Source organism: Burkholderia sp. BCC0506 (assembly GCF_902833145.1).
Lineage (GTDB): Bacteria > Pseudomonadota > Gammaproteobacteria > Burkholderiales > Burkholderiaceae > Burkholderia.
This window is the reverse complement of the sequence record NZ_CADFEN010000005.1, coordinates 489582-513035: the sequence shown is the minus strand read 5'-3', so window position 1 is coordinate 513035 and position 23454 is coordinate 489582. Positions and strand designations below refer to the sequence as shown.

The 23454-nt window shown below is 67.5% G+C and carries 19 protein-coding genes and 1 pseudogene; 16 read left to right on the top strand and 4 right to left on the bottom strand.

What is annotated here, in order from left to right:
• Positions 1-43: 43 nt before the first annotated feature.
• The 6 genes from HWX62_RS14735 to HWX62_RS14710 all read left to right on the top strand — a co-directional run bounded on the left by HWX62_RS14735 (position 44) and on the right by HWX62_RS14710 (position 7567).
• Positions 44-784, top strand: coding sequence for a fimbria/pilus periplasmic chaperone (locus HWX62_RS14735; protein WP_244136042.1), 741 nt, complete (start codon positions 44-46; stop codon positions 782-784).
• Positions 781-3777 carry a filamentous hemagglutinin N-terminal domain-containing protein gene (locus HWX62_RS14730; RefSeq protein ID WP_175929237.1) on the top strand — a complete coding sequence of 999 codons (2997 nt, stop codon included), beginning with the start codon at positions 781-783 and terminating at the stop codon, positions 3775-3777. The genes HWX62_RS14735 and HWX62_RS14730 overlap by 4 nt, the downstream gene beginning before the upstream one ends.
• A 65-nt stretch (positions 3778-3842) precedes the next feature.
• Positions 3843-5015: a fimbrial protein gene (locus tag HWX62_RS14725; RefSeq protein ID WP_175929236.1), complete on the top strand. Its 1173-nt coding sequence runs from the start codon at positions 3843-3845 to the stop codon at positions 5013-5015.
• Between the two features lie 191 nt (positions 5016-5206).
• A complete protein-coding gene (locus HWX62_RS14720; RefSeq protein ID WP_175929235.1) occupies positions 5207-6022 on the top strand; it encodes an ABC transporter substrate-binding protein in 816 nt (271 codons plus the stop codon).
• A 94-nt stretch (positions 6023-6116) separates the two neighbouring features.
• Positions 6117-6839, top strand: a complete 723-nt coding sequence (locus HWX62_RS14715) for an amino acid ABC transporter permease (protein ID WP_175929234.1) — start codon at positions 6117-6119, stop codon at positions 6837-6839.
• 2 nt (positions 6840-6841) lie between these two features.
• Positions 6842-7567, top strand: a complete 726-nt coding sequence (locus tag HWX62_RS14710) for an amino acid ABC transporter permease (protein WP_175929233.1) — start codon at positions 6842-6844, stop codon at positions 7565-7567.
• Positions 7568-7595: 28 nt separating this feature from the next.
• On the opposite strand, the gene HWX62_RS14705 is transcribed toward HWX62_RS14710, so the two are convergent.
• Together HWX62_RS14705 and HWX62_RS14700 are read right to left on the bottom strand one after the other, a co-directional pair.
• Entirely contained in the window at positions 7596-8861 is a 1266-nt protein-coding gene (locus tag HWX62_RS14705; RefSeq protein ID WP_175985163.1) for a M23 family metallopeptidase, read from the bottom strand.
• A 338-nt stretch (positions 8862-9199) separates the two neighbouring features.
• Positions 9200-9847, bottom strand: a complete 648-nt coding sequence (locus HWX62_RS14700; protein WP_175985161.1) for a TetR family transcriptional regulator — start codon at positions 9845-9847, stop codon at positions 9200-9202.
• A 151-nt stretch (positions 9848-9998) separates the two neighbouring features.
• On the opposite strand from HWX62_RS14700, the gene HWX62_RS14695 reads away from it, so the two are divergent.
• The 8 genes and pseudogenes from HWX62_RS14695 (at position 9999) to HWX62_RS14660 (ending at position 21486) form a co-directional block, all read left to right on the top strand.
• The gene (locus HWX62_RS14695) at positions 9999-11201 is read left to right on the top strand and encodes a MexX/AxyX family multidrug efflux RND transporter periplasmic adaptor subunit (RefSeq protein WP_175929230.1); all 1203 of its coding nucleotides are present in this window, start codon (positions 9999-10001) and stop codon (positions 11199-11201) included.
• A 15-nt stretch (positions 11202-11216) separates the two neighbouring features.
• Positions 11217-14357 carry a multidrug efflux RND transporter permease subunit gene (locus HWX62_RS14690; protein WP_175929229.1) on the top strand — a complete coding sequence of 1047 codons (3141 nt, stop codon included), beginning with the start codon at positions 11217-11219 and terminating at the stop codon, positions 14355-14357.
• Positions 14357-15817: an efflux transporter outer membrane subunit gene (locus tag HWX62_RS14685; protein WP_175929293.1), complete on the top strand. Its 1461-nt coding sequence runs from the start codon at positions 14357-14359 to the stop codon at positions 15815-15817. Before HWX62_RS14690 ends, HWX62_RS14685 begins: the two co-directional genes overlap by 1 nt.
• Positions 15818-15902: 85 nt before the next feature.
• Positions 15903-16196 carry a hypothetical protein gene (locus HWX62_RS14680; RefSeq protein WP_175929228.1) on the top strand — a complete coding sequence of 98 codons (294 nt, stop codon included), beginning with the start codon at positions 15903-15905 and terminating at the stop codon, positions 16194-16196.
• Between the two features lie 420 nt (positions 16197-16616).
• Positions 16617-17129 carry a fimbrial protein gene (locus tag HWX62_RS14675; RefSeq protein WP_175929227.1) on the top strand — a complete coding sequence of 171 codons (513 nt, stop codon included), beginning with the start codon at positions 16617-16619 and terminating at the stop codon, positions 17127-17129.
• Between the two features lie 118 nt (positions 17130-17247).
• Positions 17248-19722, top strand: a complete 2475-nt coding sequence (locus HWX62_RS14670; protein ID WP_175929292.1) for a fimbria/pilus outer membrane usher protein — start codon at positions 17248-17250, stop codon at positions 19720-19722.
• A complete protein-coding gene (locus HWX62_RS14665) occupies positions 19719-20462 on the top strand; it encodes a molecular chaperone (protein WP_175929226.1) in 744 nt (247 codons plus the stop codon). Before HWX62_RS14670 ends, HWX62_RS14665 begins: the two co-directional genes overlap by 4 nt.
• 8 nt (positions 20463-20470) lie before the next feature.
• Positions 20471-21486 (top strand): annotated as a pseudogene (locus HWX62_RS14660) (fimbrial protein).
• Positions 21487-21718: 232 nt separating this feature from the next.
• Here HWX62_RS14660 and HWX62_RS14655 read toward each other — a convergent pair.
• Entirely contained in the window at positions 21719-21856 is a 138-nt protein-coding gene (locus tag HWX62_RS14655) for an HHHH-motif protein (protein WP_175929224.1), read from the bottom strand.
• Positions 21857-21902: 46 nt separating this feature from the next.
• Positions 21903-22142, bottom strand: coding sequence for a hypothetical protein (locus tag HWX62_RS14650; RefSeq protein WP_175929223.1), 240 nt, complete (start codon positions 22140-22142; stop codon positions 21903-21905).
• Positions 22143-22434: 292 nt separating this feature from the next.
• Between HWX62_RS14650 and HWX62_RS14645 the strand changes: the two genes are divergently transcribed.
• Positions 22435-23103, top strand: coding sequence for an RNA polymerase factor sigma-70 (locus HWX62_RS14645; protein WP_175929222.1), 669 nt, complete (start codon positions 22435-22437; stop codon positions 23101-23103).
• 86 nt (positions 23104-23189) lie between these two features.
• On the top strand, positions 23190-23432 hold the full coding sequence (locus HWX62_RS14640) for an MbtH family NRPS accessory protein (protein ID WP_175929221.1): 243 nt from the start codon (positions 23190-23192) through the stop codon (positions 23430-23432).
• The last annotated feature ends 22 nt before the right edge of the window (positions 23433-23454 follow it).

Sequence of the window (23454 nt, the reverse complement as noted above, 5' to 3'; positions counted from 1 at the left end):
CGTGCGTGTGGTGTTGCTCGCCGGTGCGACAAGCACCGCCGCGATGCGCTGCGACGCGGCGTTGTACGTGGTCGGCACGCGGTTCGTCTATCCGGGCGATGCGCACGCGATGACGATGCTGGCCCGCAACGGCGGTGAAGCGCCGATCCTCGTGCAGGCGTGGCTCGATGACGGCGACGCGAATGCCGATCCGAGCCATCTTCGCGTGCCGTTCGTCGTCACGCCGCCGCTTGCGCGTGTCGAACCGGCGCAGTCGCTGTCGATCCGCGTGCAAGCTGTCGGCGCGCTCGCACCGGATCGCGAATCCCGCTTCTGGATCAACTTGCTCGAAGTGCCGCCGGCCGCCCGCGCGGGCGACCACACGCTGCGCATCGCGTACCGGCTGAGGATGAAGGTGCTGTATCGGCCGGCCGGTCTCGCCGGCGAGGCGGACGACGCACCGAATCGGCTTGCGTGGACGCGCGCGGGCGGAAGCGCAACCGCACCGGTCACGGCGATCAATCCCACGCCGTACTACGTGACGCTCACGCGCCTGCTGCTGAACGGCGAACCGGTCGCGCTGGCGAACGGCTCGGTCGAGGTCGCCCCGTTCGATCGTGTGGATGTCCCGATCGGTGCGGACGCCGACACCCATGCCGGCGACATCACGTTCGACGCGGTCGACGACAACGGCGCATCGCATGAATATCGCGCGGCGCTCGCCCCGCCTCGCACATCGCTTGCAGTACCCGTCCTGCCGGGGCAATCGGCAGGAATTCAACCACAACAAGGAAAAATGAAGTGAACAAATCGTACGCTTTGGTATGGAACAGCAGGCAGGGTGTCTGGCAGGTAGCCGGCGAGCGGGCACGTCGGCGCGGCAAATCCGCGACGCGCGCGCGTACCGTCGCGGTGCTCGCGCTGCTCACGGGCGGCACGCTGACGTCCGCATACGCATTGCCGGTGGACGGGACCGTCGTGTCCGGAAAGGCGGACATGCTGACCTACGACAACGGGCAGCAGATGTCGATCAACCAGCATACCGACAAGCTGGTGACGAACTGGAAGTCGTTCAACATCGACAAGGGGCAACGCGTCACGTTCAACCAGCCGTCCACCACGTCGATCGCGCTGAACCGCGTCGTCGGTCAGGACGGCAGCGCGATCTACGGCGCACTCGACGCGAATGGCCGCGTGTTCCTCGTGAACCCGAACGGCATCCTGTTCGGCAAGGGGGCACAGGTCAACGTCGGCGGGCTGGTCGCGACGACCCTGCACATCAAGGACGAAGACTTCGAAGCAGGTCGACTGCGGTTTTCCGGCGACTCCCCGGCCGAGGTGCAGAACTTCGGCAATCTCGTCGCGAGCGAAGGCGGTTCGATCGCGCTGCTCGGCGCACGCGTGACGAACCGCGGTATCGTGCAGGCGCAGATGGGGACCGTCGCGCTCGGTGCGGGCAGCGACGTGACGCTGAATTTCGACGGCGGCAAGCTGCTCAACGTGCAGATCGATCGGGGCATCGTCAACGCGCTGGCGAGCAACGAACAGTTGCTGAAGGCCGACGGCGGGCAGGTACTGATGAGCGCGAAGACGGCCGATGCGGTGCTGCGCACGGTGGTCAACAACCAGGGCAGCATCGAGGCGAGAACGCTCAGGAACACGGCGGGCCGAATCTCGCTGGACGGGTACGACGCCGGCACGGTCAATGTCGCGGGCATGCTGAACGCGAGCGCGACGGCGCCGGGCAACGGTGGTACGGTCGACACGCGCGGCGCCGACGTGAAGGTCGCGCTCGGGACGATGGTCGATACGCGCGCGGTCAACGGGCGCAGCGGCACCTGGCGCATCGCGACCTCGAACCTGGGCGTCACGGCGGGCGCGAACCAGTCGGGCACGATCGTGGCCGACACGCTGTCGCGCAACCTCGCGACGACCGACGTCGAGCTGGTGGCCGAACGCGGCACGCTGTCGGTCGAGGGGCCGGTGACGTGGGCGAGCGGCAACCGCCTGAAACTGGCCAGCCAGCAGGGCGACGTATCGGTCAAGGGGCCGCTGCGCGCAACCGGTGCGAATGCGCGCATGGCGATCGCGGCACGGGACAACGTCTCGATCGCGGCACCGATCGCACTGACCGGCGCGAACGCGTTGCTTACGCTCGACTACGGCGTCGCGCATGCGTTGACGGGGGGCGCGGCGGTGACGCTGTCGGGTGCCGGAGCCGGCTTCGAATCGAACGGCTATCGCTACACCGTGATCCAGAACCTGCAGCAATTGCAGGCCGTCAATGCGAACCTCGGCGGACTGTACGTGCTCGGTAACGACATCGCCGGCTCGTACTACGGCAGCACATTCAAGACGATCGGCTCGGGCGCGTCGTTCGCGGGCGTGTTCAACGGCCTCGGCAACACGATCAGCAACCTCACGATCTCGAGCAACGATCCCTATGCCGGGTTGTTCGGTCGCAACGCGGGCGTCCTCGCCAACCTCAACCTGAAGTCGCTGCGCGTCAGCGCCGCGTCGGGCGTGGGGCCGGTCGCCATCGGCGGGTTGGTGGGCGAGAACGTCGGCACGATCTCGAACGTGAACGCGACGAACATGCAGGTGAGCGCCGGCGCCAGCCGCAGCAATGCGCTGGGCGGTCTGGTCGGCATCAACCACGGCGACATCTTGCACACGTCGTACACCGGATCGGTGTCGGGCAACGGCATGTCGTATGCGGTCGGCGGCCTGGTCGGCGAAAACGGACTGGGCCGGAACGCGGGGCTCGTGTCGGACGGCGAGTCGAACGCGAACGTATCGGGCGGTGCATCGAATCTGGCGTCGATCGGCGGCCTCGTCGGCGTGAACCGCGGCGGGGAAATCGTCGGCTCGACGAGCCGCGGCACCACGTCGGGCTTCAATCTGGCGGGCGTGAACGTCGGCGGGTTCGTGGGTGCGAACCTGTTGGGCACCATCACCGGTGCGACGGCACTGGGGCGCGTGACGGGCGGCTCGGGCGGCGCGGCCGGCGGGCTCGTCGGGAGTAACACCGGCAAAATCGCGGGTTCGAGCGCGAGCGGCATCGTGGATGGCCGGTATGCGCAGGCGATCGGCGGTTTTGTCGGAATGAACCAGGGGGCGGTGACCGACAGCAAGGCGCTGGGCGCGGTCACGAGCGCATCGACGGGTTCGACCGGCGGCTTCGTCGGTATGAATATGGGCGCGGACGCGGAAATCGACATGGCGGAAGCGCACGGTGCGGTCAGCGGTGGGCAGGGCGCGAATGGCGGCTTCGTCGGCAATCACGCCGGCGGCCGGATTTCCCATGCCGTCGCGCGCGGCAAGACGACCGGCGGCAGCTACAGCAAGACCGGCGGCTTCGTCGGCAGCAACTCGGCCGAACTGTCCAACGTCGACGCGAGCGGCGATGTATCCGCCGGAACCGGCGCGTCGGCCGGCGGTTTCGCCGGCATCAACATGACGTACGGCACGATCTCGACCGCGTCGGCCACCGGCAACGTGTCCGGCGGCACGTCGGGCACGGTGGGCGGGTTTGTCGGTGAAAACCTCGGCACGGTGACCGACGCGTCGGCGTCGGGGACGATCGGCGCCGGCTGCTACGCGGCGCTCGGCGGCTTCGTCGGCATGAACGCGGGCCTCGTCGAGCGCGCTGCCGCAAGCGGGCGAGTCAACGGATCGTCGACTCAGACCTTCGGCGGTCTCGTCGGCATCAACCGCGGCACGTTCCGCAACAGCATCGTGTCTGGCGAGGCTGCGCTGCAGAAGATCGCGGGCCTCAATCTTGGCGTGATCGAGTAACGCGACTGGCGGCGGGCGACCATCGCAAGCAGATGGCGCCCGCCGCCGCTTCCACGGGAAACACCATGAAGACGATCCACTGGCGCGGATTCAGGCAAGCAGGCCTGGCGATGCGTCGATTCGCGACGGCCGGATGCGTGGCGCTCGCATTCTGCGCGCCTGCAGCGGCGCAAGGCAACAGCGGCACGACGGCGCTGGATTGCACGTTCAGCAACGTCGATGCGACACCCTGGCGGATGATCACCCCGTTGACGAGTGCGACGCCGGTCGGCTCGACGCTGTATCAACGCACGGTGACGCTGATGGTCGCGTTCAAGTACGGCAACGCGTCGAGCGCGCACGAGCTGGCGAGCGCCGGACACTGGGCGCCGGGCACGGTCGTCCCGGATGGCGTCGCGCAGACGAACGTGTCCGGCATCGGCTTCAAATGGGTCGGCGTTTCCGGCGATGGCGTCGAGCGTACGCTGCGACAAAGCGGCCTGCCGATGGTGACCGCGAAAAACGCACTCCTGCCGTCGGGTGGCGGGACCGATGCGCGGGTGATGCGCTTCCGGCAGTTCCTGGTGCTCGATCAGCCGGTTTCCCAGTTGCCGGAAGGGAAGTTGGTGGTCAGGAGCCTGCCGGGCAACCCGACCGTGGCGCTGTATGCGATCGATTTTCCGAAAGGCGCCGTATCGGAGGGCGCAACCGTGACCGTGCCGGAGTCGACGGTGCCCCCCAATCTGTGCAAGCAGGGCAAGTTCTTCGTCGGCGTCGGCAACGTCTGTATCGGCAGCGAATGCGAGATCACGGTGCCGAACCGCTGCGAGATTCAGTCGGGCATGATCGTGCCGGTCACGCTCGGCAAATTTTCGGTCAGTCAGTTTCCGAGTGTGAATACGACATCGAAGCCGGTCGATTTCGATATCACGCTCAACCAGTGCGCGGCCGCGGCGAAGCCTTCGATCAGCTTCCGCGACAAGGCTGCCCGGCCGAATCCGGACAGCACGCTGCTGCAACTCAGCGCGCCGGCCGGCCAGACGGTGGCGCGCGGGTTCAACATCGTGATGACGAATGGGCTGAGCGGCGAGCGGATCGCCTACGGCGAGCCGGGCACGGCCACCAGGTATCCGATGCGCCGGTCCGGCGACCTGGCCGTGATGCCGTTGCGAGCCCAGTACATTCGCACCGGCGCGGACGGAGAACTGGCGCCCGGCTATGCCGGCGGTGGCGCGGAATTCACGTTCACGTTTCCGTGAGCGCGAGGCCCGCACGCAAGCCGGCCCGGCCTCATCACGAAACCCGCAGAGCAAAGCACCATTTGTTGGTTCGGATTCGCCGCACGCGCTGATACGTTAGCGGCTTCGCGCCGGCACACTCCGTCGCGATGTTCTTCGAACCGTGCCGCCGCGCGATCCGCGGTGGCCTCCATAACAAACAGGTCGTGCTCATGAAAATCCACACTCTCGCCACGTGGCTCGTCGGGGTCGCGCTCGTGACCGCAGGCACCGTCGCGCATGCAGACCGTCTCGACGACATCAGGAAGGCCGGCGTGCTGCGCGTCGCAACGTTCGACAGCAATCCGCCGTTCGGCTATGTCGATGCGAAAAGCAACCACATCGTCGGTCTCGACGTCGATTACGCGAAGGCGCTTGCCGACAAGCTCGGCGTGAAGCTGCAACTGCAGCCGACCAACCCCGCGAACCGCATCCCGTTCCTGACGTCCGGCAAGGTCGACCTCGTGCTCGCGAACTTCACGATCACCGACGAGCGGGCGAAACAGGTCGACTTCAGCATTCCGTATTTCTCGTCGGGCCAGCAGTTTCTCGCGAAGAAGGGCGTGCTGAAATCGGCCGACCAACTGAACGGCCTGCGCGTCGGCGCGGACAAGGGCACGACCAACGAGATCACGCTGCGCGAGAAATTCCCGAAGGCGACGATCGTCGCGTACGACGACACGCCGTTCGCGTTCGCCGCGCTGCGCGCCGGCAACGTGCAGGCCATCACGCAGGACGGCCCGAAACTGATCGGCCTGCTCGCGAACGTGCCCGACAAGCAGAACTACGAGATCCCCGCGTTCACGATCTCGAACGACTACATGGGCGTCGGCGTGCCGAAGGGCGAGACGCGCCTGCTCGGCTTCGTCAACGACACGCTGAAGGGGCTCGAGGCGAATGGCCGCGCGGCGCAGATCTACGACGCCTGGTTCGGACCGACGACGAAAACGCCGCTTACGCGCATTTTCCGCATCGGCGACAAGACCTGACCGGTTCCGCACGCGCGCCGCGACTGGCCGGAACATTGGCCGCGCGGCGCTTTTCGTTTTCATCCGATCGCGCGCGTCGTGCGCGCTCCCCAGCATGCTCGGGTTGGCGCCCAAATATCTGTCCTGGCTCTGGCAGGGCTTCCTGCTGACACTCGGTCTCGCGGCCGCGTCGGCCGTCGCCGCGACCGTCGGCGGGCTGCTGCTCGCCGTGATGCGGCATGCGCGCGGCAGGGCGCTGCGCACGGCCGCCACCGCATACGTCGTCGCGTTGCGCAACACGCCGCTGCTCGTGCAGTTGCTGTTCTGGTATTTCGGCGTCGCGTCGTTGCTGCCCGATACGTGGATCACGTGGCTCAATGCGCGCCATGCGGTGAGCGTGGGCCCGTTCGCGCTCGCGTGGCCGTCGTTCGAATTCGTGGCAGGGTGGGTCGGGTTGAGCGCCTATACGGCCGCGTTCGTCGCCGAGGAATGCGAGGCCGGCCTGCGCGGCGTACGGCGTGCGCAACACGATGCGGCCGCCGCGCTCGGCCTCACGCCGATGCAATCGTTGCGCTACGTGGTGCTGCCGCAGGCCGTGCGCATCGCGCTGCCGCCGCTGTTCGGCCAATACATGAATCTCGTGAAGAACTCGTCGCTCGCGATGGCGATCGGCGTGGCCGAGCTGTCGTATGCGTCGCGGCAGGTCGAGACCGAGACGTTCAAGACGTTCGCCGCGTTCGGCGTCGCGACCCTGCTGTACGTCGCGGCGGTGGCCGCGATCGAGGCCGGTGCGTACGCGGCCACGCAATGGCGCGACCGGATCGGAGCGGGGCGCTGACGATGGACCTTTCGCTGCTGCTCTCGAATCTGCCGTACCTGCTCGTCGGCGCATTTCCGGACGGCCCGCTCGGCGGCGCCGCGCTGTCGCTGGTGCTGGCGCTCGCATCCGCGATCGCATCGGCCGTGCTCGGCGTGACGTTCGGCGTCGCGATGGCGCTTGCGCGCGGCCCGGTACGCGTGCTGCTGCTCGCGTTCATCGGCTTCTTCCGCGCGATTCCGGTGCTGATGCTGATTTTCTGGACGTATTTCCTGATGCCCGTGCTGCTGCACGTGGATGTGCCGGGGCTCGCGACGGTCGTGTGCGCGCTGGCGCTGATCGGCGGCGCATATCTCGCGCATGCGGTGCATGCGGGAATCGTCGCCGCGGGCGACGGGCAATGGCAGGCCGGGCTGTCGCTCGGGCTCACGCGCTGGCAGACGGTGCGCTACGTGCTGCTGCCGCAGGCGATCCGGATCATGACACCGTCGTTCGTCAACCAGTGGGTCGCGCTCGTGAAGGACACGTCGCTCGCGTATATCGTCGGCGTGCCCGAGCTGTCGTTCGTCGCGACGCAGGTGAACAACCGGCTGATGGTGTATCCGGCGCCGATCTTCCTGTTCGTCGCGATGATCTATCTGGTGCTGTGCACGTCGCTCGACGGCGCGGCGCGTTGGCTGCTGGTGTGGCGGCCGAGGGAGCAACGCGCGGCGCAGGCGACGACCGAGTACAGGGAACCCGCGCGGTAACGTCGCGTCGCCGTACGCGACGCGTGCGTCACGATGCCGAGTAATGCGTGTTGAACACGGCGCGCAGCGTCGACGTGTCGGTCGCGAAATCGCCCCACAGCGGCCCGTCGTTCTGCGCGAACGCAAATGGCGTCGTGTTGATCGACGCGAGGCGCAAGCGCCATTGCGCGGCTTCCTGGCGGAACGCGGTGAGCTGCATGTCGGACAGCGCCGTCTGCGCGCTCGCGAGCGTGACGAGCGGGTCGACCGGATCGTTCGCGACTCGCACCTCGAAATGCAGGTGCGGGCCCGTCGCCGCGCCCGTCATCCCGACCGAGCCGATGCGCTGGCCCTGCTTCACCGTTTCGCCGGCCTTGAGCCCGTGTGCGAACGCGGAAAGATGTGCGTAGTAGGTCGAATAGCCGTCCGCATGATCGACGATCACATAGCGGCCGTAGCCGCCCGGATCGGTGCCGACGAACGACACGACGCCGTCGGCCGCCGCATCGACCGGCGTGCCGCTCGGCGCGGCGAGATCGACGCCCGTATGGAACGCCATCGCCTGCGACAGCGGATGGATGCGCTCGCCGAAGAACGAGCTGATGCGCGTCCACTTGACCGGCATCGTGAACGCGGCGGCTTCGAGCGGCGAACCGTCGAGCGCATAGTACGCACCGTGCTCGGCGCCCGGCGCGCGGAACCAGATCGCGCCGAACGTGCGGCCGGCGACGCGTAGCTCCAGCGCGGTGAGGCGCGGCGTGCCGTCGTGGGTGTCGAACGCGAGGCGGTAATAATCGCCGCGCTGCGCACCCGCGCGCATCGCGACCTTGCCGGTCACGAGATCGCCGAGCTGGATGCGTATTTCGGGCGGCACGTCGAGACGGTTCAGCGTATCGGACAGCGTGAGCTCGATGTCGCCCGCGCGCATCCCTTGCCGGTGGTCGGGCGCGGCGAACTGGAACAGGCTCGTGTAGCCGAGCATGTCGTTGCGATGCGCGCTGAGCGGCGCGAACAGGCCCGGCTGCAGGCTGCGGTCGTTGCGGTCGACGTATTCGTTACGTTCGCCGATCGTGCGGGCGATCTCGCTCGTCACGAAGTGCTGCGCGGTGGGAAACGGCGTATCGGACAGCACGCGCTGCGGCAGCGCGGCCGTGCCCGAGTCGACCGCGCCCGGCAATTGCGACACGGCCGGCAGCGCGGCGGCGAGGCCGAATGCGGCGAGGGCGCCGAGCACGGCGGCCGGCACGAGCGCGCGCACGACGCGCTGCGCGCGACCGGGCGCGACGGCATCAGGGGTTGCGACAGACTTGACCAAGGTGTCCACATCCAGGAAAGCGGTTCAAAAGGGGTGTGGGCGGGAGCCACCGGCGGCACATCGTCGAACGGCGACGGGGCGGGCGGCGGGCGTGCAACAAAACAGGCCCCGCGAGGGGCCTGTGTCGTTTCCGTTCGACCCAACGCGCGGGGCAGGCCCGCTTCGAACGGCGGCGTGCATCCCGGGTCGAACCCGGTTATCACGAAGACGCTAAGGAAAGATGACAGCGTCAGTCTACCGATGTTCCGCGAAACGTTAAAAATTTTAAAGAGGGTCAGCTCATTCGTTTCGCAGTGCGGTAAGTCGGGTTAAATCAGCATTTGTTACGACGATTTCCGTCAGCCCGGCAATTTTTGCGCGCGCCCGCGCAGCGCGGCGGAGGTACGGACGGCGTCGAACCCGGCATCGAGCATCGCCTCGGCGTCGTTCCACAGGTTGCCGCGCAGCCGGTTGGTCCAGATCATCGACGCGAACACGCCTTCGAGCAGCGACACGAGATAGACGGCGGCCAGATGCACGTCGAGATCGGCGGCGATTTCGCCGGCCGCGATCGCGCGACGCAGCAGCGCCTTCGTGATCCGCAGCATCTGCAGCTCGAGCAGCATGCGGCGCCGCTGCAGCGCGCCGTTTTCCTCGCTCTGCTCGCACTTCGTATAGAGGATCACGAGCACGCGCTGCATCGGGCCCGGCTCGCCGCATTCCCGCAGGTAGTGCGACGCGGCGCGCCGCAGCGTCGCGAACGGCGGCAGGCCGTCGCCCGCGTCGAAGCCTTCCGACGTGCGCGCGAACGCGCGGTCGCACATCGCCAGACACACTTCCATCTTGTTGCGGTAGTGGCCGTAGACGGCGCCCCGCGACATCCCGGCAACCTCGGCGAGGTCCGCCATCGCGGTTTGCGCGACGCCTCGTTCGAGCAGCACGAGCTCGGCGGCATCGAGGATCCGGTGCTTGATGGCGAGCGATTCTTCCCGGGTCTTGCGGGCCATGTCGTGAAATTCCTTACAGTTCGCTGTCGTTTTATTGAGACAGTATGTCAGCCGGATTGAAACGGCATGTATTTAATCAGTCGTGACTGATTATAATCGGCCACCCTGAGCCGCCGCATTGTATCGGTGGCGAACGATCCGAGGTCAGAACATGAATAACAAACGCACCCTGTGGCGCCGCATGCGGCTGGCGCCGTTCGCGCTCGCGGCCCTGCTGGCCGTGGCCGGATGCGGAAAAAGCGACGAGGATGCCGCGCCGCAGACCGCGAAGCAGGCCACCGTCGTGACGGTGCGCCCGACGGCGGTGCCGATGACCGTCGAGCTGCCGGGCCGGCTCGACGCGTACCGGCAGGCGGAAGTCCGCGCGCGGGTCGCGGGCATCGTCACCGCGCGCACGTACGAGGAAGGGCAGGAAGTGAAGCAGGGCGCGGTGCTGTTCCGCATCGACCCAGCGCCGCTGAAGGCCGCACGCGACGCCGCGCAGGGCGCGCTCGCGAAGGCGCAGGCCGCCGCGCTCGCGGCGACCGACAAGCGCCGCCGTTACGACGATCTCGTGCGCGATCGCGCGGTGAGCGAGCGCGACCATACCGAGGCCGTCGCGGCCGATACGCAGGCGAAGGCCGAGGTCGCGTCCGCGAAGGCGGAACTCGCGCGCGCGCAACTGCAGCTCGATTACGCGACCGTCACCGCGCCGATCGCGGGACGCGCACGGCGCGCGCTCGTGACCGAGGGCGCGCTCGTCGGCCAGGATCAGGCGACACCGCTCACGACCGTCGAGCAGCTCGATCCGATCTACGTGAACTTCTCGCAGCCGGCCGCCGACGTGGACGCACTGCGCCGCGCGGTAAAGAGCGGGCGCGCGACGGGCATCGCGCAGCACGACGTCGCGGTGACGCTGCTGCGCGCCGACGGCTCCGCGTATCCGTTGAAGGGGAAGCTGCTGTTCAGCGATCTCGCGGTCGATCCGACGACGGACACCGTCGCGATGCGCGCGCTGTTCCCGAATCCGGAGCGCGAGCTGCTGCCCGGCGCGTATGTGCGGATCGCGCTCGACACGGCGGTCGACCAGCGGGCGATCCTCGTGCCGCGCGACGCGCTGCTGCGCACGGCCGACCGCACGTCGGTGCGCGTGGTCGGCGCGAACGGCAAGGTGAAGGACGTCGAAGTCACGGCCGACCGGATGAGCGGCCACGACTGGCGCATCACGCGCGGCCTCGCGGGCGGCGAGCGCGTGATCGTCGACGACGCCGCGCAGTTCGCGCCCGGTACGACCGTCAAGCCCGTCGAGAAGGCGTCGCCGACGAAGGCGGCGCCGGCAGCGGCCGCTTCGCAGGCGGCCGCCCGTCAAACCTGACCGGTTCAAACCAACATGGCACGTTTCTTCATCGACCGCCCCGTCTTCGCGTGGGTGATCGCCATCTTCATCATGCTGGGCGGCCTGTTCGCGATCCGCGCGCTGCCCGTGGCGCAGTACCCGGACATCGCGCCGCCCGTGGTCAGCATCTATGCGACGTACCCGGGCGCGTCCGCGCAGGTCGTCGAGGAATCGGTGACCGCGCTGATCGAGCGCGAGATGAACGGCGCGCCGGGGCTGCTGTATACGTCCGCGACGAGCAGCGCCGGGGCGGCGTCGCTGTACCTGACGTTCAAGCAGGGCGTGAATGCCGACCTCGCGGCCGTCGAAGTGCAGAACCGGCTGAAGACGGTCGATGCGCGCCTGCCCGAGCCCGTGCGCCGCGACGGCATCCAGGTCGAGAAGGCCGCCGACAACATCCAGCTCGTCGTGTCGCTGACGTCCGACGACGGCCGGATGACCGACGTGCAGCTCGGCGAATACGCGTCGGCGAACGTCGTGCAGGCGCTGCGCCGCGTCGAGGGTGTCGGCAAGGTGCAGTTCTGGGGCGCGGAATATGCGATGCGGATCTGGCCCGACCCGGTGAAGCTGGCCGGGCACGGCCTCACCGCGTCGGACATCGCGTCGGCCGTGCGCGCGCACAACGCGCGCGTGACGATCGGCGACATCGGCCGCAGCGCGGTGCCGGACAGCGCGCCGATCGCCGCGACCGTGTTCGCGGACGCACCGCTGAAGACGCCGGCCGATTTCGGCGCGATCGCGCTGCGCGCGCGGCCCGACGGCGCCGCGCTGTTCCTGCGTGACGTCGCGCGCATCGAATTCGGCGGCAACGACTACAACTATCCGTCGTACGTGAACGGCAAGGTCGCGACCGGGATGGGCATCAAGCTCGCGCCGGGCTCGAACGCGGTGGCGACCGAGAAGCGCGTGCGCGCGACGATGGACGAGCTGTCCGCGTACTTCCCGCCGGGCGTGAAATACCAGATCCCGTACGAGACGTCGTCGTTCGTGCGCGTGTCGATGAACAAGGTCGTCACGACGCTGATCGAGGCCGGCGTGCTGGTGTTCCTCGTGATGTTCCTGTTCATGCAGAACCTGCGCGCGACGCTGATTCCGACACTCGTCGTGCCGGTCGCGCTCGCGGGCACGTTCGGCGTGATGTACGCGGCCGGCTTCTCGATCAACGTGCTGACGATGTTCGGGATGGTGCTCGCGATCGGCATCCTCGTCGACGATGCGATCGTCGTCGTCGAGAACGTCGAGCGGCTGATGGTCGAGGAGGGGCTGGGGCCGTACGACGCGACGGTCAAGGCGATGAAGCAGATCAGCGGCGCGATCGTCGGGATCACCGTGGTGCTGACGTCGGTGTTCGTGCCGATGGCGTTCTTCGGCGGCGCGGTGGGCAACATCTACCGGCAGTTCGCGCTGTCGCTCGCGGTGTCGATCGGCTTCTCGGCGTTCCTCGCGCTGTCGCTGACGCCCGCGCTGTGCGCGACGCTGCTCAAGCCGGTGTCCGGCGACCATCACGAGAAGCGCGGCTTCTTCGGCGGGTTCAACCGCTTCGTCGCGCGCGCGACGCAGCGCTATGCGACACGGGTCGGCGCGATGCTGAAGAAACCGGTGCGCTGGCTTGTCGTATACGGCGCGCTGACCGCCGCGGCCGCGCTGATGCTCACGCAATTGCCGACCGCGTTCCTGCCGGACGAGGACCAGGGCAACTTCATGGTGATGGTGATCCGCCCGCAAGGCACGCCGCTCGCGGAAACGATGCAGAGCGTGCGCGCGGTCGAGTCGGCCATCCGCCGCGACGAGCCGACCGCCTATACGTATGCACTCGGCGGCTTCAACCTGTACGGCGAAGGGCCGAACGGCGGGATGATCTTCGTCACGCTGAAGAACTGGAAGGAACGCAAGGCCGCGCGCGACCACGTGCAGGCGATCGTCGCGCGCATCAACGAACGCTTCGCGGGCACGCCGAACACGACGGTGTTCGCGATGAACTCGCCGGCGCTGCCGGATCTCGGCTCGTCGAGCGGCTTCGACTTCCGGCTGCAGAACCGCGGCGGGCTCGACTACGCGACGTTCAGCGCCGCGCGCGAGCAACTGCTCGCGGCGGGCGGCAAGGACCGCGCGCTCACCGACCTGATGTTCGCGGGCACGCAGGACGCGCCGCAGCTCAAGCTCGACATCGATCGCGCGAAGGCGTCCGCGCTCGGCGTGTCGATGGACGAGATCAACACGACGCTCGCGGTGATGTTCGGTTCCGACTATATCGGCGATTTCATGCACGGCACGCAGGTGCGGCGCGTGATGGTGCAGGCCGACGGGCGGCACCGGCTCGATCCGGACGACGTGAAGAAGCTGCGCGTGCGCAACGCGCGCGGCGAGATGGTGCCGCTCGCGGCGTTCGCGACGCTGCACTGGACGCTCGGGCCGCCGCAGCTCACGCGCTACAACGGCTATCCGTCGTTCACGATCAACGGCTCGGCCGCGGCAGGCCACAGCAGCGGCGAGGCGATGAGCGCGATCGAGCGGATCGCCGCGAAGCTGCCGGCCGGCATCGGCCATGCGTGGTCGGGGCAGTCGTTCGAGGAGCGGCTGTCGGGCGCGCAGGCGCCGATGCTGTTCGCGCTGTCGGTGCTCGTCGTGTTCCTCGCGCTCGCCGCGCTCTACGAGAGCTGGTCGATTCCGTTCGCGGTGATGCTGGTCGTCCCGCTCGGCGTGATCGGCGCGGTGCTCGGCGTGACGCTGCGGGCGATGCCGAACGACATCTATTTCAAGGTGGGACTGATCGCGACGATCGGGCTGTCCGCGAAGAACGCGATCCTGATCGTCGAGGTCGCGAAGGATCTGGTCGCGCAGCGCATGTCGCTCGTCGACGCGGCGCTCGAGGCCGCGCGCCTGCGGCTGCGGCCGATCGTGATGACGTCGCTCGCGTTCGGCGTCGGCGTGCTGCCGCTCGCGTTCGCGTCGGGCGCGGCGTCCGGCGCGCAGAGGGCGATCGGCACCGGCGTGCTCGGCGGCGTGATCACGGCGACCGTGCTCGCGGTATTTCTCGTTCCACTGTTTTTCGTGATCGTCGGCCGCCTGTTCGACGTCGGCCCGCGCCGGCGCGGCGGGGCGCAGCCGGCGACGATGGAGGGTTCGCAACCATGATGTTTGCGCTGAATGCACGCGCCGCGCTGCGGGTTCAGCTCGCGCTGGCCGCCGCGCTCGCGCTCGCCGGGTGTTCGCTCGCGCCGCGCTACGAGCGCCCGGCCGCGCCGGTGCCGGCGACCTATGCGCCGGTCGACGGCGGCACGATGCCGGCGGCCGAACCGGCCGCCGCGCAGGATGCGGCGCTGCTCGACGACTGGCATGCGTATTTCACCGATCCGGCGCTGCGGGCGTGGATCGATGCGGCGCTCGCGAACAACCGCGACCTGCGGATCGCCGCCGGCCGGCTCGAGGAAGCGCGCGCGCTGTACGGCGTGCAGCGCGCGGACCTGATGCCGTCGGTCGAGGCGAATCTCGGCTACGAGCGCGCGCGCCAGTACGACCCGGTCGTGCGGGAAAGCGCGATCAGCGGGCTGTATCGCGCGGGCGTCGGCGTCAGCGCGTACGAGCTGGACCTGTTCGGCCGCGTGCGCAATCTGTCCGACGCGGCGCTTGCCGAGTATTTCGCGACGGCCGACGCGCAGCGCACGGTGCGCATCGGCGTGATCGCCGAAGTGGCCGGCGCGTACGTATCGGAGCGGGCGCTGCGCGAGCAGCGTGCGCTGGCGCAGCGTACGCTCGAGGCGCGCGAGCGGATGGCCGCGCTCACGCAACGCCGCTATGCCGCCGGCACGAGCGACGCGATCGAACTGCGCTCGGCCGAGATGCTGGTGGCGTCCGCGCGCGCGTCGCACGCCGCGCTGCAGCGCGAGCATGCGCAGGCCGTACGGGCGCTGCAGTTGCTGGCGGGCGATTTCGCGCGCACCGTGCCCGACGACGCGACCGCGCTCGACACGCTGTCGATCGCGCCCGTGGCGCCAGGCGCGCCGAGCGACTTGCTCGAACGGCGGCCGGACATTCGGCAGGCGGAGGCACGGCTGAAGGCCGCGAACGCGAACATCGGCGCGGCGCGCGCGGCGTTCTTCCCGCGCATCGCGTTGACGACCGACTACGGCTCGGTGAGCGATGCGTTCTCGAGCCTGTTCAGGGCCGGTACGAGCGTGTGGACGTTCGCGCCGCGCATCACGCTGCCGATCTTCGCGGGCGGCCGCAATCGCGCGAATCTCGACGTCGCGCACGCGCGCAAGGACATCGCGGTGGCCGAATACGAGAAGGCGGTGCAGACCGCGTTTCGCGAAGTGGCCGATGCGTTCGCCGCGCGCGACTGGATCGACCGGCAACTTGCCGCGCAGCAGGACGTGTATGCGGCGGACGGCGCGCGCCTGAAGCTCGCCGAGCGTCGCTATGCGGGCGGTGTCGCGACCTATCTCGAACTGCTCGATGCGCAGCGCAGCACGTACGAGTCCGGGCAGGCGCTGATCCGGCTCAGGCAGCTCAGACTCGAGAATGCGATCGCGCTGTACCGTGCGCTCGGCGGCGGCTGGGCGCCGGCATCGACGCAGGCCGCGGCTTCCGCGTGACGTGCGATTCGTCGCCCGACACCGCGGCGTGTCGGGTGGCATGACGGGCGGCCGTACGATCGTGCGGCCGCTACTTCGACAGGCCATGCTGCCCGTCGTACCGCCGATCGTCATCGGCGCTTCCCTTCGCTGTCCCGCGCACATCTTCTCCTCACTTTCCGATCCGGCGGCGCAAACGTATGCCGCGCCGCTTCCTCTTTTTTGCGCTCGCTTAGTCCGGCATGTCAGCCGCATTCCGGCGGCCGCGCATGCATGCGATTCCCGATTTGTAATTGACGATCGAATTAATCAACATATTGGAATGAATGGTGGCGGCAAAATGTCGCAGCAAAACGTTTGTCTGCATTTCGCAATCGTTTGCGCGATAAATCCATATTGATTGAATGTGGTCTTTATTTCATGTCGGTTGAAAATGATTGGATATTCGCGTTGCAATCGAGCAACGGTGGCGGCATTGGACAATATTTTGTCTTTTGAGTGGGGAGTAAAGCGCAAGTCAACGTGGGGAAGGGGAGGCGGGGTCGTGACGATTATCGGAAAGAAATTCCCTTAATCTTCAATTGGTTCCGAAAAATAAAAAAGGACTGCGGACAAAAAATCGCAAGATTGAAAATCGAAGGGAAGGGGTGAGGCTTTAGAGGGCTGAATCGAACATTGTCAGAACCATTTGACAATGATTTACAAAAATCTTTCACGGTTATCTCGATAATGCCGCCTCGTGTCGGACGGGAGCCGCCATGCGCTGCCGTTTGTGTCCGCCACGTCGTCTATTCCACTTGCATTCCTTACGGGAAACGTCATGAAAAAATCCATCCTGACCGCTGTCGCACTCGCGGCCCTGTCCACCTCGGCGTTCGCGGCGGGCACCGGCACGATCAACTTCACGGGCGAGATCGTCGCGGGCGCATGCGGCATCGATGCGGGTTCGGTCGACCAGACCGTGCGTCTCGGCTTCGTGCCGACGAACGTGTTCAAGCAGGCCGGCGACAAGTCCACGCCGACCAACTTCGACATCAAGCTGACCGACTGCGACACCAGCATCGCGAAGAACGCGTTCTTCACGTTCACGGGCTCGTCGAACGCGACGCAGCCGAAGCTGATCGCGACCGTCGGCTCGGCGACCAACGTCGGCATCCGCCTGCAAGCCTCGTCGGGCGAATACCTCGACAACGGCGCCGAGCAGAAGGCGCCGGTCGTGCTGCAGAACGGCACGAACGTCGCGCGCTTCGCGGCGATGTACGAAGCGACGGCAGCCGGCGTGACGCCGGGCACCGCCGACGGCGTCGCGAACTTCACGGTCCGCTACCAGTAAGCATCCGCCTCGCGGGGAAGGGGGCGTGCCCCTTCCTCGTGTCTTTTCTGTTTCCCGCCCTGTCCAGGAACCCCGGTAGCCTCTCGTGCGAATCAGACATTCCATCCTCTGCGCCTCCGTGCTGGCCGTCGGCAGCCAGAGCCATGCGACGGAATTCAATGCTTCGTTCCTGAACATCGACGGTGCGAGCAACGTCGACCTGTCGCAGTTCTCGCAGGCCGATTTCACGCTGCCGGGCGAGTATCTGCTCGAAGTGCAGGTCAACGACGCGTTCCTCGGCCTGCAGACGATCGAGTTCGTCGCCGGGGACGCGTCGGGCGCGGGGCGGCCTTGCCTGCCTCCGGAACTCGTCGCGCAGTTCGGCCTGAAGCCGTCGCTCGCGAAGGACCTGCCGCGCTTCCAGGGCGGCCGCTGCGTCGATCTCGCCGCGATCGAAGGCGTGACCGTGCGCTACCTGAAGGGCGACGGACGCCTGAAGATCTCGATTCCGCAGGCGGCGCTCGAATACACGGACGCGTACTACCTGCCGCCGGAGCGCTGGACCGACGGCATCCCGGGCGTGCTGCTCGACTACCGCGTGATCGCGAACACCAACCGCAACTTCGGCTCGGCGGGCGGCCAGACGAATGCCGTGCAGGCCTACGGGACGATCGGCGCGAACTGGGGCGCATGGCGCTTTCGCGGCGACTATCAGGCGCAATCGAACGCCGGCAACACGGTCTACGCGGACCGCACGTTCCGCTTCAGCCGGCTCTACGCGTTTCGCGCGCTGCCGTCGATCGAATCGACGGTGTCGTTCGGCGACGACTACCTGACCTCGGACATCTTCGACACGTTCGCGCTGACGGGCGCGACGATCCGCAGCGACGACCGCATGCTGCCGCCGTCGATGCGCGGCTATGCGCCGCTGATCTCGGGCGTCGCGCGCACCAACGCGACCGTGACGGTATCGCAGCAAGGCCGCGTGCTGTACGTGACGCGCGTGTCGCCGGGCGCATTCGCGCTGCAGAACATCAACACGAGCGTGCAGGGCACGCTCGACGTCGCGGTCGACGAAGAGGACGGCTCGGTGCAGCGCTTCCAGGTGACGACCGCGTCGGTGCCGTTCCTCGCGCGCCAGGGGCAACTGCGCTACAAGGCGGCGGTCGGCAAGCCGCGCCTGTTCGGCGGCGCCGGCATCACGCCGTTCTTCGGCTTCGCCGAGGCGGCGTACGGTTTGCCGTTCGACGTGACCGTGTACGGCGGCTTCATCGCCGCGTCCGGCTATACGTCGATCGCGTTCGGCGTCGGGCGCGACCTCGGCCGGTTCGGCGCGGTGTCCGCCGACGTCACGCATGCGAGCGCGCGGCTGTGGTGGAACGGCACGACGCGCAACGGCAACTCGTACCGTTTCAACTATTCGAAGCACTTCGATTCGCTCGACGCGGACGTGCGCTTCTTCGGCTACCGCTTCTCCGAGCGCGACTACACGAACTTCTCGCAGTTCTCGGGCGACCCGAGCGCGTATGGCCTCGCGAACAGCAAGCAGCGCTATTCGGCGACGCTGTCGAAGCGCTTCGGCGAAACCTCGACCTATTTCTCGTACGACCAGACGACCTACTGGGCGCGGCCGTCCGACCAGCGCATCGGCCTCACGCTCACGCGCGCGTTCTCGCTCGGCGCGCTGCGCCGTGTCAACGTCAGCCTGTCCGCGTTCCGCACGCTCGGCGCGGGCGGCAGCGGCAACCAGTTCTCGGTGACGGCGACGCTGCCGATCGGAGACCGCCAGACCGCCACGTCGAGCGTGACGACCGGCGGCGGCAGCACGAGCGCGAGCGCCGGCTACATCTACGACGATCCGGCCGGCCGCACCTACCAGGTTTCCGCCGGCTCGACCGCGGGCCGCGCGTCGGCGAACGCGAGCTTCCGCCAGCGCGCGTCGTCGTACCAGCTCACCGCGCAGGCGTCGACGGTCGCGAATTCGTACGCGGCCGCGTCGCTCGAAGTCGACGGCTCGCTGGTCGCGACGCAATACGGACTCGCCGCGCACGCGAACGGCAACGCGGGCGACGCGCGCCTGCTGGTGTCGACCGACGGCGTGCCGGACGTGCCGCTGTCCGGCTCGCTGTCGCGCACCAATGCGCGCGGCTACGCGGTGCTCGACAGCATCTCGCCGTACAACGTGTACGACGCGGCGGTCAACGTCGAGAAGCTGCCGCTCGAAACCCAGGTGTCGAACCCGATCCAGCGGCTGGTGCTGACCGACGGCGCGATCGGCTTCGTCAAGTTCTCCGCCGCGCACGGCCGCAACCTGTACCTGACGCTGTCGGATACGGGGGGCCGGGCGCTGCCGTTCGGCGCGTCGGTGCAGGACGCGGCGAACGGCAAGGAGCTCGGCATCGTCGGCGAGGACGGCGCCGCGTACCTGACCCAGGTCCAGCCGAAATCGTCGCTGGTGGTGCGCGCGGGCGAACGCACGCTGTGCACGCTCGACGTGCTGCCGGACCAGCTCCAACTCGAAGGCACGCCGATTCCGGTGACGTGCCAGCCGCCCGGCGCGTCGCATGCGGCGACCGCGCCGGACCGAACGATGAATCAACGGACCTTGCGATGAAACTGTTTACTCCTCTTTTCCCGCGGCGCGCGGTCTGCGCGCTCGCGACCTTCGGCACGCTGCTGGCGGGCGCCGCGCACGCGTCGATCGTGCCCGATCGCACGCGCGTGATCTTCAATGAAGGCGAACAGGCGGCGATCGTGACGATCACGAACAAGAGCGCGACCTATCCGTACCTCGTGCAGTCGTGGCTCGAGGACGCGAAGGGCAACAAGATCACGTCGCCGCTGATGGTCGTGCCGCCGCTGCAGCGCGTCGAGGCGAACGAGCGCAACGTGCTGCGGATCGCGAAGCTGCCGGGCACCGCGCTGCCGGCCGATCGCGAGACGGTGTTCTACCTGAACATCCGCGAGGTGCCGCCGAAGACGGACACGCCGAACGCGCTGCAGATCGCGCTGCACACGCAGATGAAGCTGTTCTACCGGCCGAAGGGCGTGCAGCCGTCGCGCGACGAGGATCCGACGCTGCCGATGACGCTGCGCGTCGACGCCGCCGCGCACAAGCTCGTGTTCGACAACCCGACGCCGTTCCATGTGACGGTGGTCGACGTGGCGGCGGGCGCACAGAAGACGCCGGTGCTGCCCGATCCGGTGATGGTGAGCCCGATGAGCACCGCGGACGTGCCGTTCAAGGGCGCGGTGGGCGCGACGTTGTTCGTCACGCATATCGACGACTACGGCGGCCAGGTCGCGGTCGAGTATGCGTGCGACGCGGGCGCGTGCAAGAGCGTGAAGAAATGAGCGCGGGCATGCGAAGCGGGGCGGCGGCGCGGATGCCGGGGTGGCTCCGGTGGTGCGTGCTCGCGCTGTTCGTCGCGCTTGCGCAGCCGGCATGGGCGTTGAAATGTGTCGCGAACGGCAGCGGCATGTCGCTGACCGAATCGATCGGCAACGTCGCGTCGTATCCGACCGACGCGCCGGACGGCTATGTGATCTGGGTCTCGCCTCCGCGCACGACGACCGGCTATTGCTACAAGGACGTCCCCAGGCTGCAGAACTTCCCCGAGCAGGTTTACTTCTACGCGAATCCGGCGATGCAGAATCCGGCTGCATGGGGGCTCGAAATCGGCATTCGCTACGGTGGCGAAGACCATTACGGGCGCGGCAGCCTGCAGGGCGATCGCATCGATACGGGCAGCTCCGTGGGCGTGTGCCATATGAGCGATCGGGAGGTCGCGCAAGGGGGTGCCCCAAGGTACCGATCAGCATCACGTATCAGATTGTCGTGCGCAAGCGCGGAACGTGGGTGACGCCGCCGTCGGACGTCTACGCGGTGTTCCAGTTCGACGGCGAACGCGGGCTGAACAGCAGCGGGAGTTTCCGCTACTTCCTGAGCGGGCTGCAAAAGCTCAAGCCGACGCCGTGCACGGTCGACGTGCTGGTCACGCCCGAGACGGGCATCGTGAATTTCGGGCAGGTGCAGACGTCCGGCAACGGCTTCCTGCCGGCCGTGCCGCGCAAGCGGTTCTCGCTGTCGCTGACGAAGAAATGCAGCATTCCGGTGCGCGTCGACGGTTACTTCGAAGCGACGAAGGGCACCGTGCAGAACGGCTTGCTGGTGCCTGAAAGCAACAGCAACTTCGGCATCGGCCTGGAAGACAGCCAGGGCAAGCCGATGGAATTCAACAAGCAGTTCACGCTCACGCAGTTTCCGGCCAACGTCGCCAATCAGAGCGTGATGCTCGACGCGGTGCTGAAGTCGTTCGGACCGCCGAAGATCGGGCCGTTCAACGCGTCGGCGACGATCCGGATTTTCCTGTACTGAGCGCGGTGCGGCATGAGCGGCGTGCGCCGCGCAACATGCTGCCCGCACGGGATTTTCATTGGTGTACCGACGCAGGAGAAGGCGGCGATGCGGCGAAGCGTCTGCCGCATGCCCGTCATCCCGGCACGGCTCGCGTCGTGCCGGCTGTTGTTGCCGGCCATGCGCTAGCGAGCATGGTCGCGTGCAGGTGAAGCGATGAAACGAGGCGCCGGTTTGCGGCGCCTCGTTTCGTTTACCGCACCCAGTGACACACCCGGTGATGGTGATGCTCGAAGTGACACACGCGGTGCGGATGCGCTTCGGCGATGGCCGGCACGAGCACGGCAGCGGCCACGGCGGCGGCGGTGAGGGTTGTCAGTAGCATCTTCATGTCGAGGTCCTGTCGTTGAGTGATGGATGACGTGAGCGCAGCGGCATCACCACTGCGGCCGTCGTTCGTCGCGGCGGTCGTCCCGGTAGTCGTCCCGGCGATCGTCACGCGGGCCGGCATGCCGGACTTCCCAGTCGCGGCGCTCCCAGTAGCGATTTCCGTCCCAGTCACGATCGCCATGCCAGCCGATCGTGACTTCGGCCGGGCCAGGGTAGGCGACGCAGCCGGTGAGCATCACGCTCGACCGCGCGCCCACCATGACGGCGGATAACACGATGGACGTCATGTCGTTCTCCGTTGGGAACGGCATGTCGATCGCACGAGCCCTCAAAATTTCACGCGGTAAGAAGTTGCTACCGCCGATGACACGTGCAGGCATTCGTCATGAATGTGAAAGCATGCGTCGGAGAAATGAAGGGAGCCCGTGCGGCGCAGACGTGTACCGGTCCGCACCGGCGACGATTCCGGCGATTGTTCAGACAAATCCAGACAACCGGAAGGGTCATCTCGTAATCGGATTGAGAATGATTTGCGTTTACGTTAAATTGCGCTATCTCGGAATTTGACGGAGCAGATCGATGGCCATGGCGGAAGTGCTCGACCGACCGGCGGCGACAGCGGCAAACCCGTTTCTCGGCAGTTATCCGGACCTGCCGCCGCGCGCCGCGCCGCGTGCGCGCCGGGCGTCCGAGCCCCGTGCGCAGGGTGCATTGCTCGACGTGCTGATCGCCCACCGCGCGATGCTCGTCAACGTCGCGCGCGGCTTCGTCGGTTGCGCGAGCCGCGCGGAAGACGTCGTGCACGACGTGTTCGTGAAGCTCGTCGAATTCCCGAACCAGGACGCGGTGCGCCAGCCGGTCGCGTACGTGACGCGGATGGTGCGCAATGCGTCGATCGATGCCTGCCGTCGGCAAAGTCTCGAAAACGTCTATCACACGGAAGAGGATGATGGCTTCGACGTGCCGTCGCCCGAGCCGACGCCGGAAGCCGCGCTGATGACGCGCGATACGCTGCGGCGCGTGTGGGCCGCGCTCGACGACCTGCCGGCGCGCAGCCGCGCGGCATTCGAGATGGTGCGGCTGCGCGAGGAGACGCTGCAGAGCGCGGCGCGCGCGCTGAACGTGTCGCAGACGCTCGTGCATTTCATGGTGCGCGACGCGGAGCGCCACTGCGCGGAATGCCTCGACGCATGCCATCGCGGCGTCGCCTGCCCGGTGTTCCTGGGCGGCCGCGCGCGGCGGCGGTAAAAAAACACGCCGGCCAACCGTCTATCAGACAGGAGCGGCCGAATCCGCCGCTTCGCCTCCTTCAACCGCCCAGCGATTTTCCGATCATGACGCAAGCCCCGACGCCTTCCGCCGACATCGACGATCTCGTCTATACGGTCGTCATCAACGACGAAGAACAGTATTCGATCTGGCCGACGTTCCGGCCCGTGCCGGCCGGCTGGCGCGAAGTGGGCGTGAGCGGCCCGAAGGCGGACTGCCTCGCGCACATCGAGACCGTCTGGACCGACATGCGCCCCGCGAGCCTGCGCCGCGCGATGGACGGCGAGCGCGCGACGCGCGCGTCGTGACCCGTTGCGCCGCGTGTGCGGC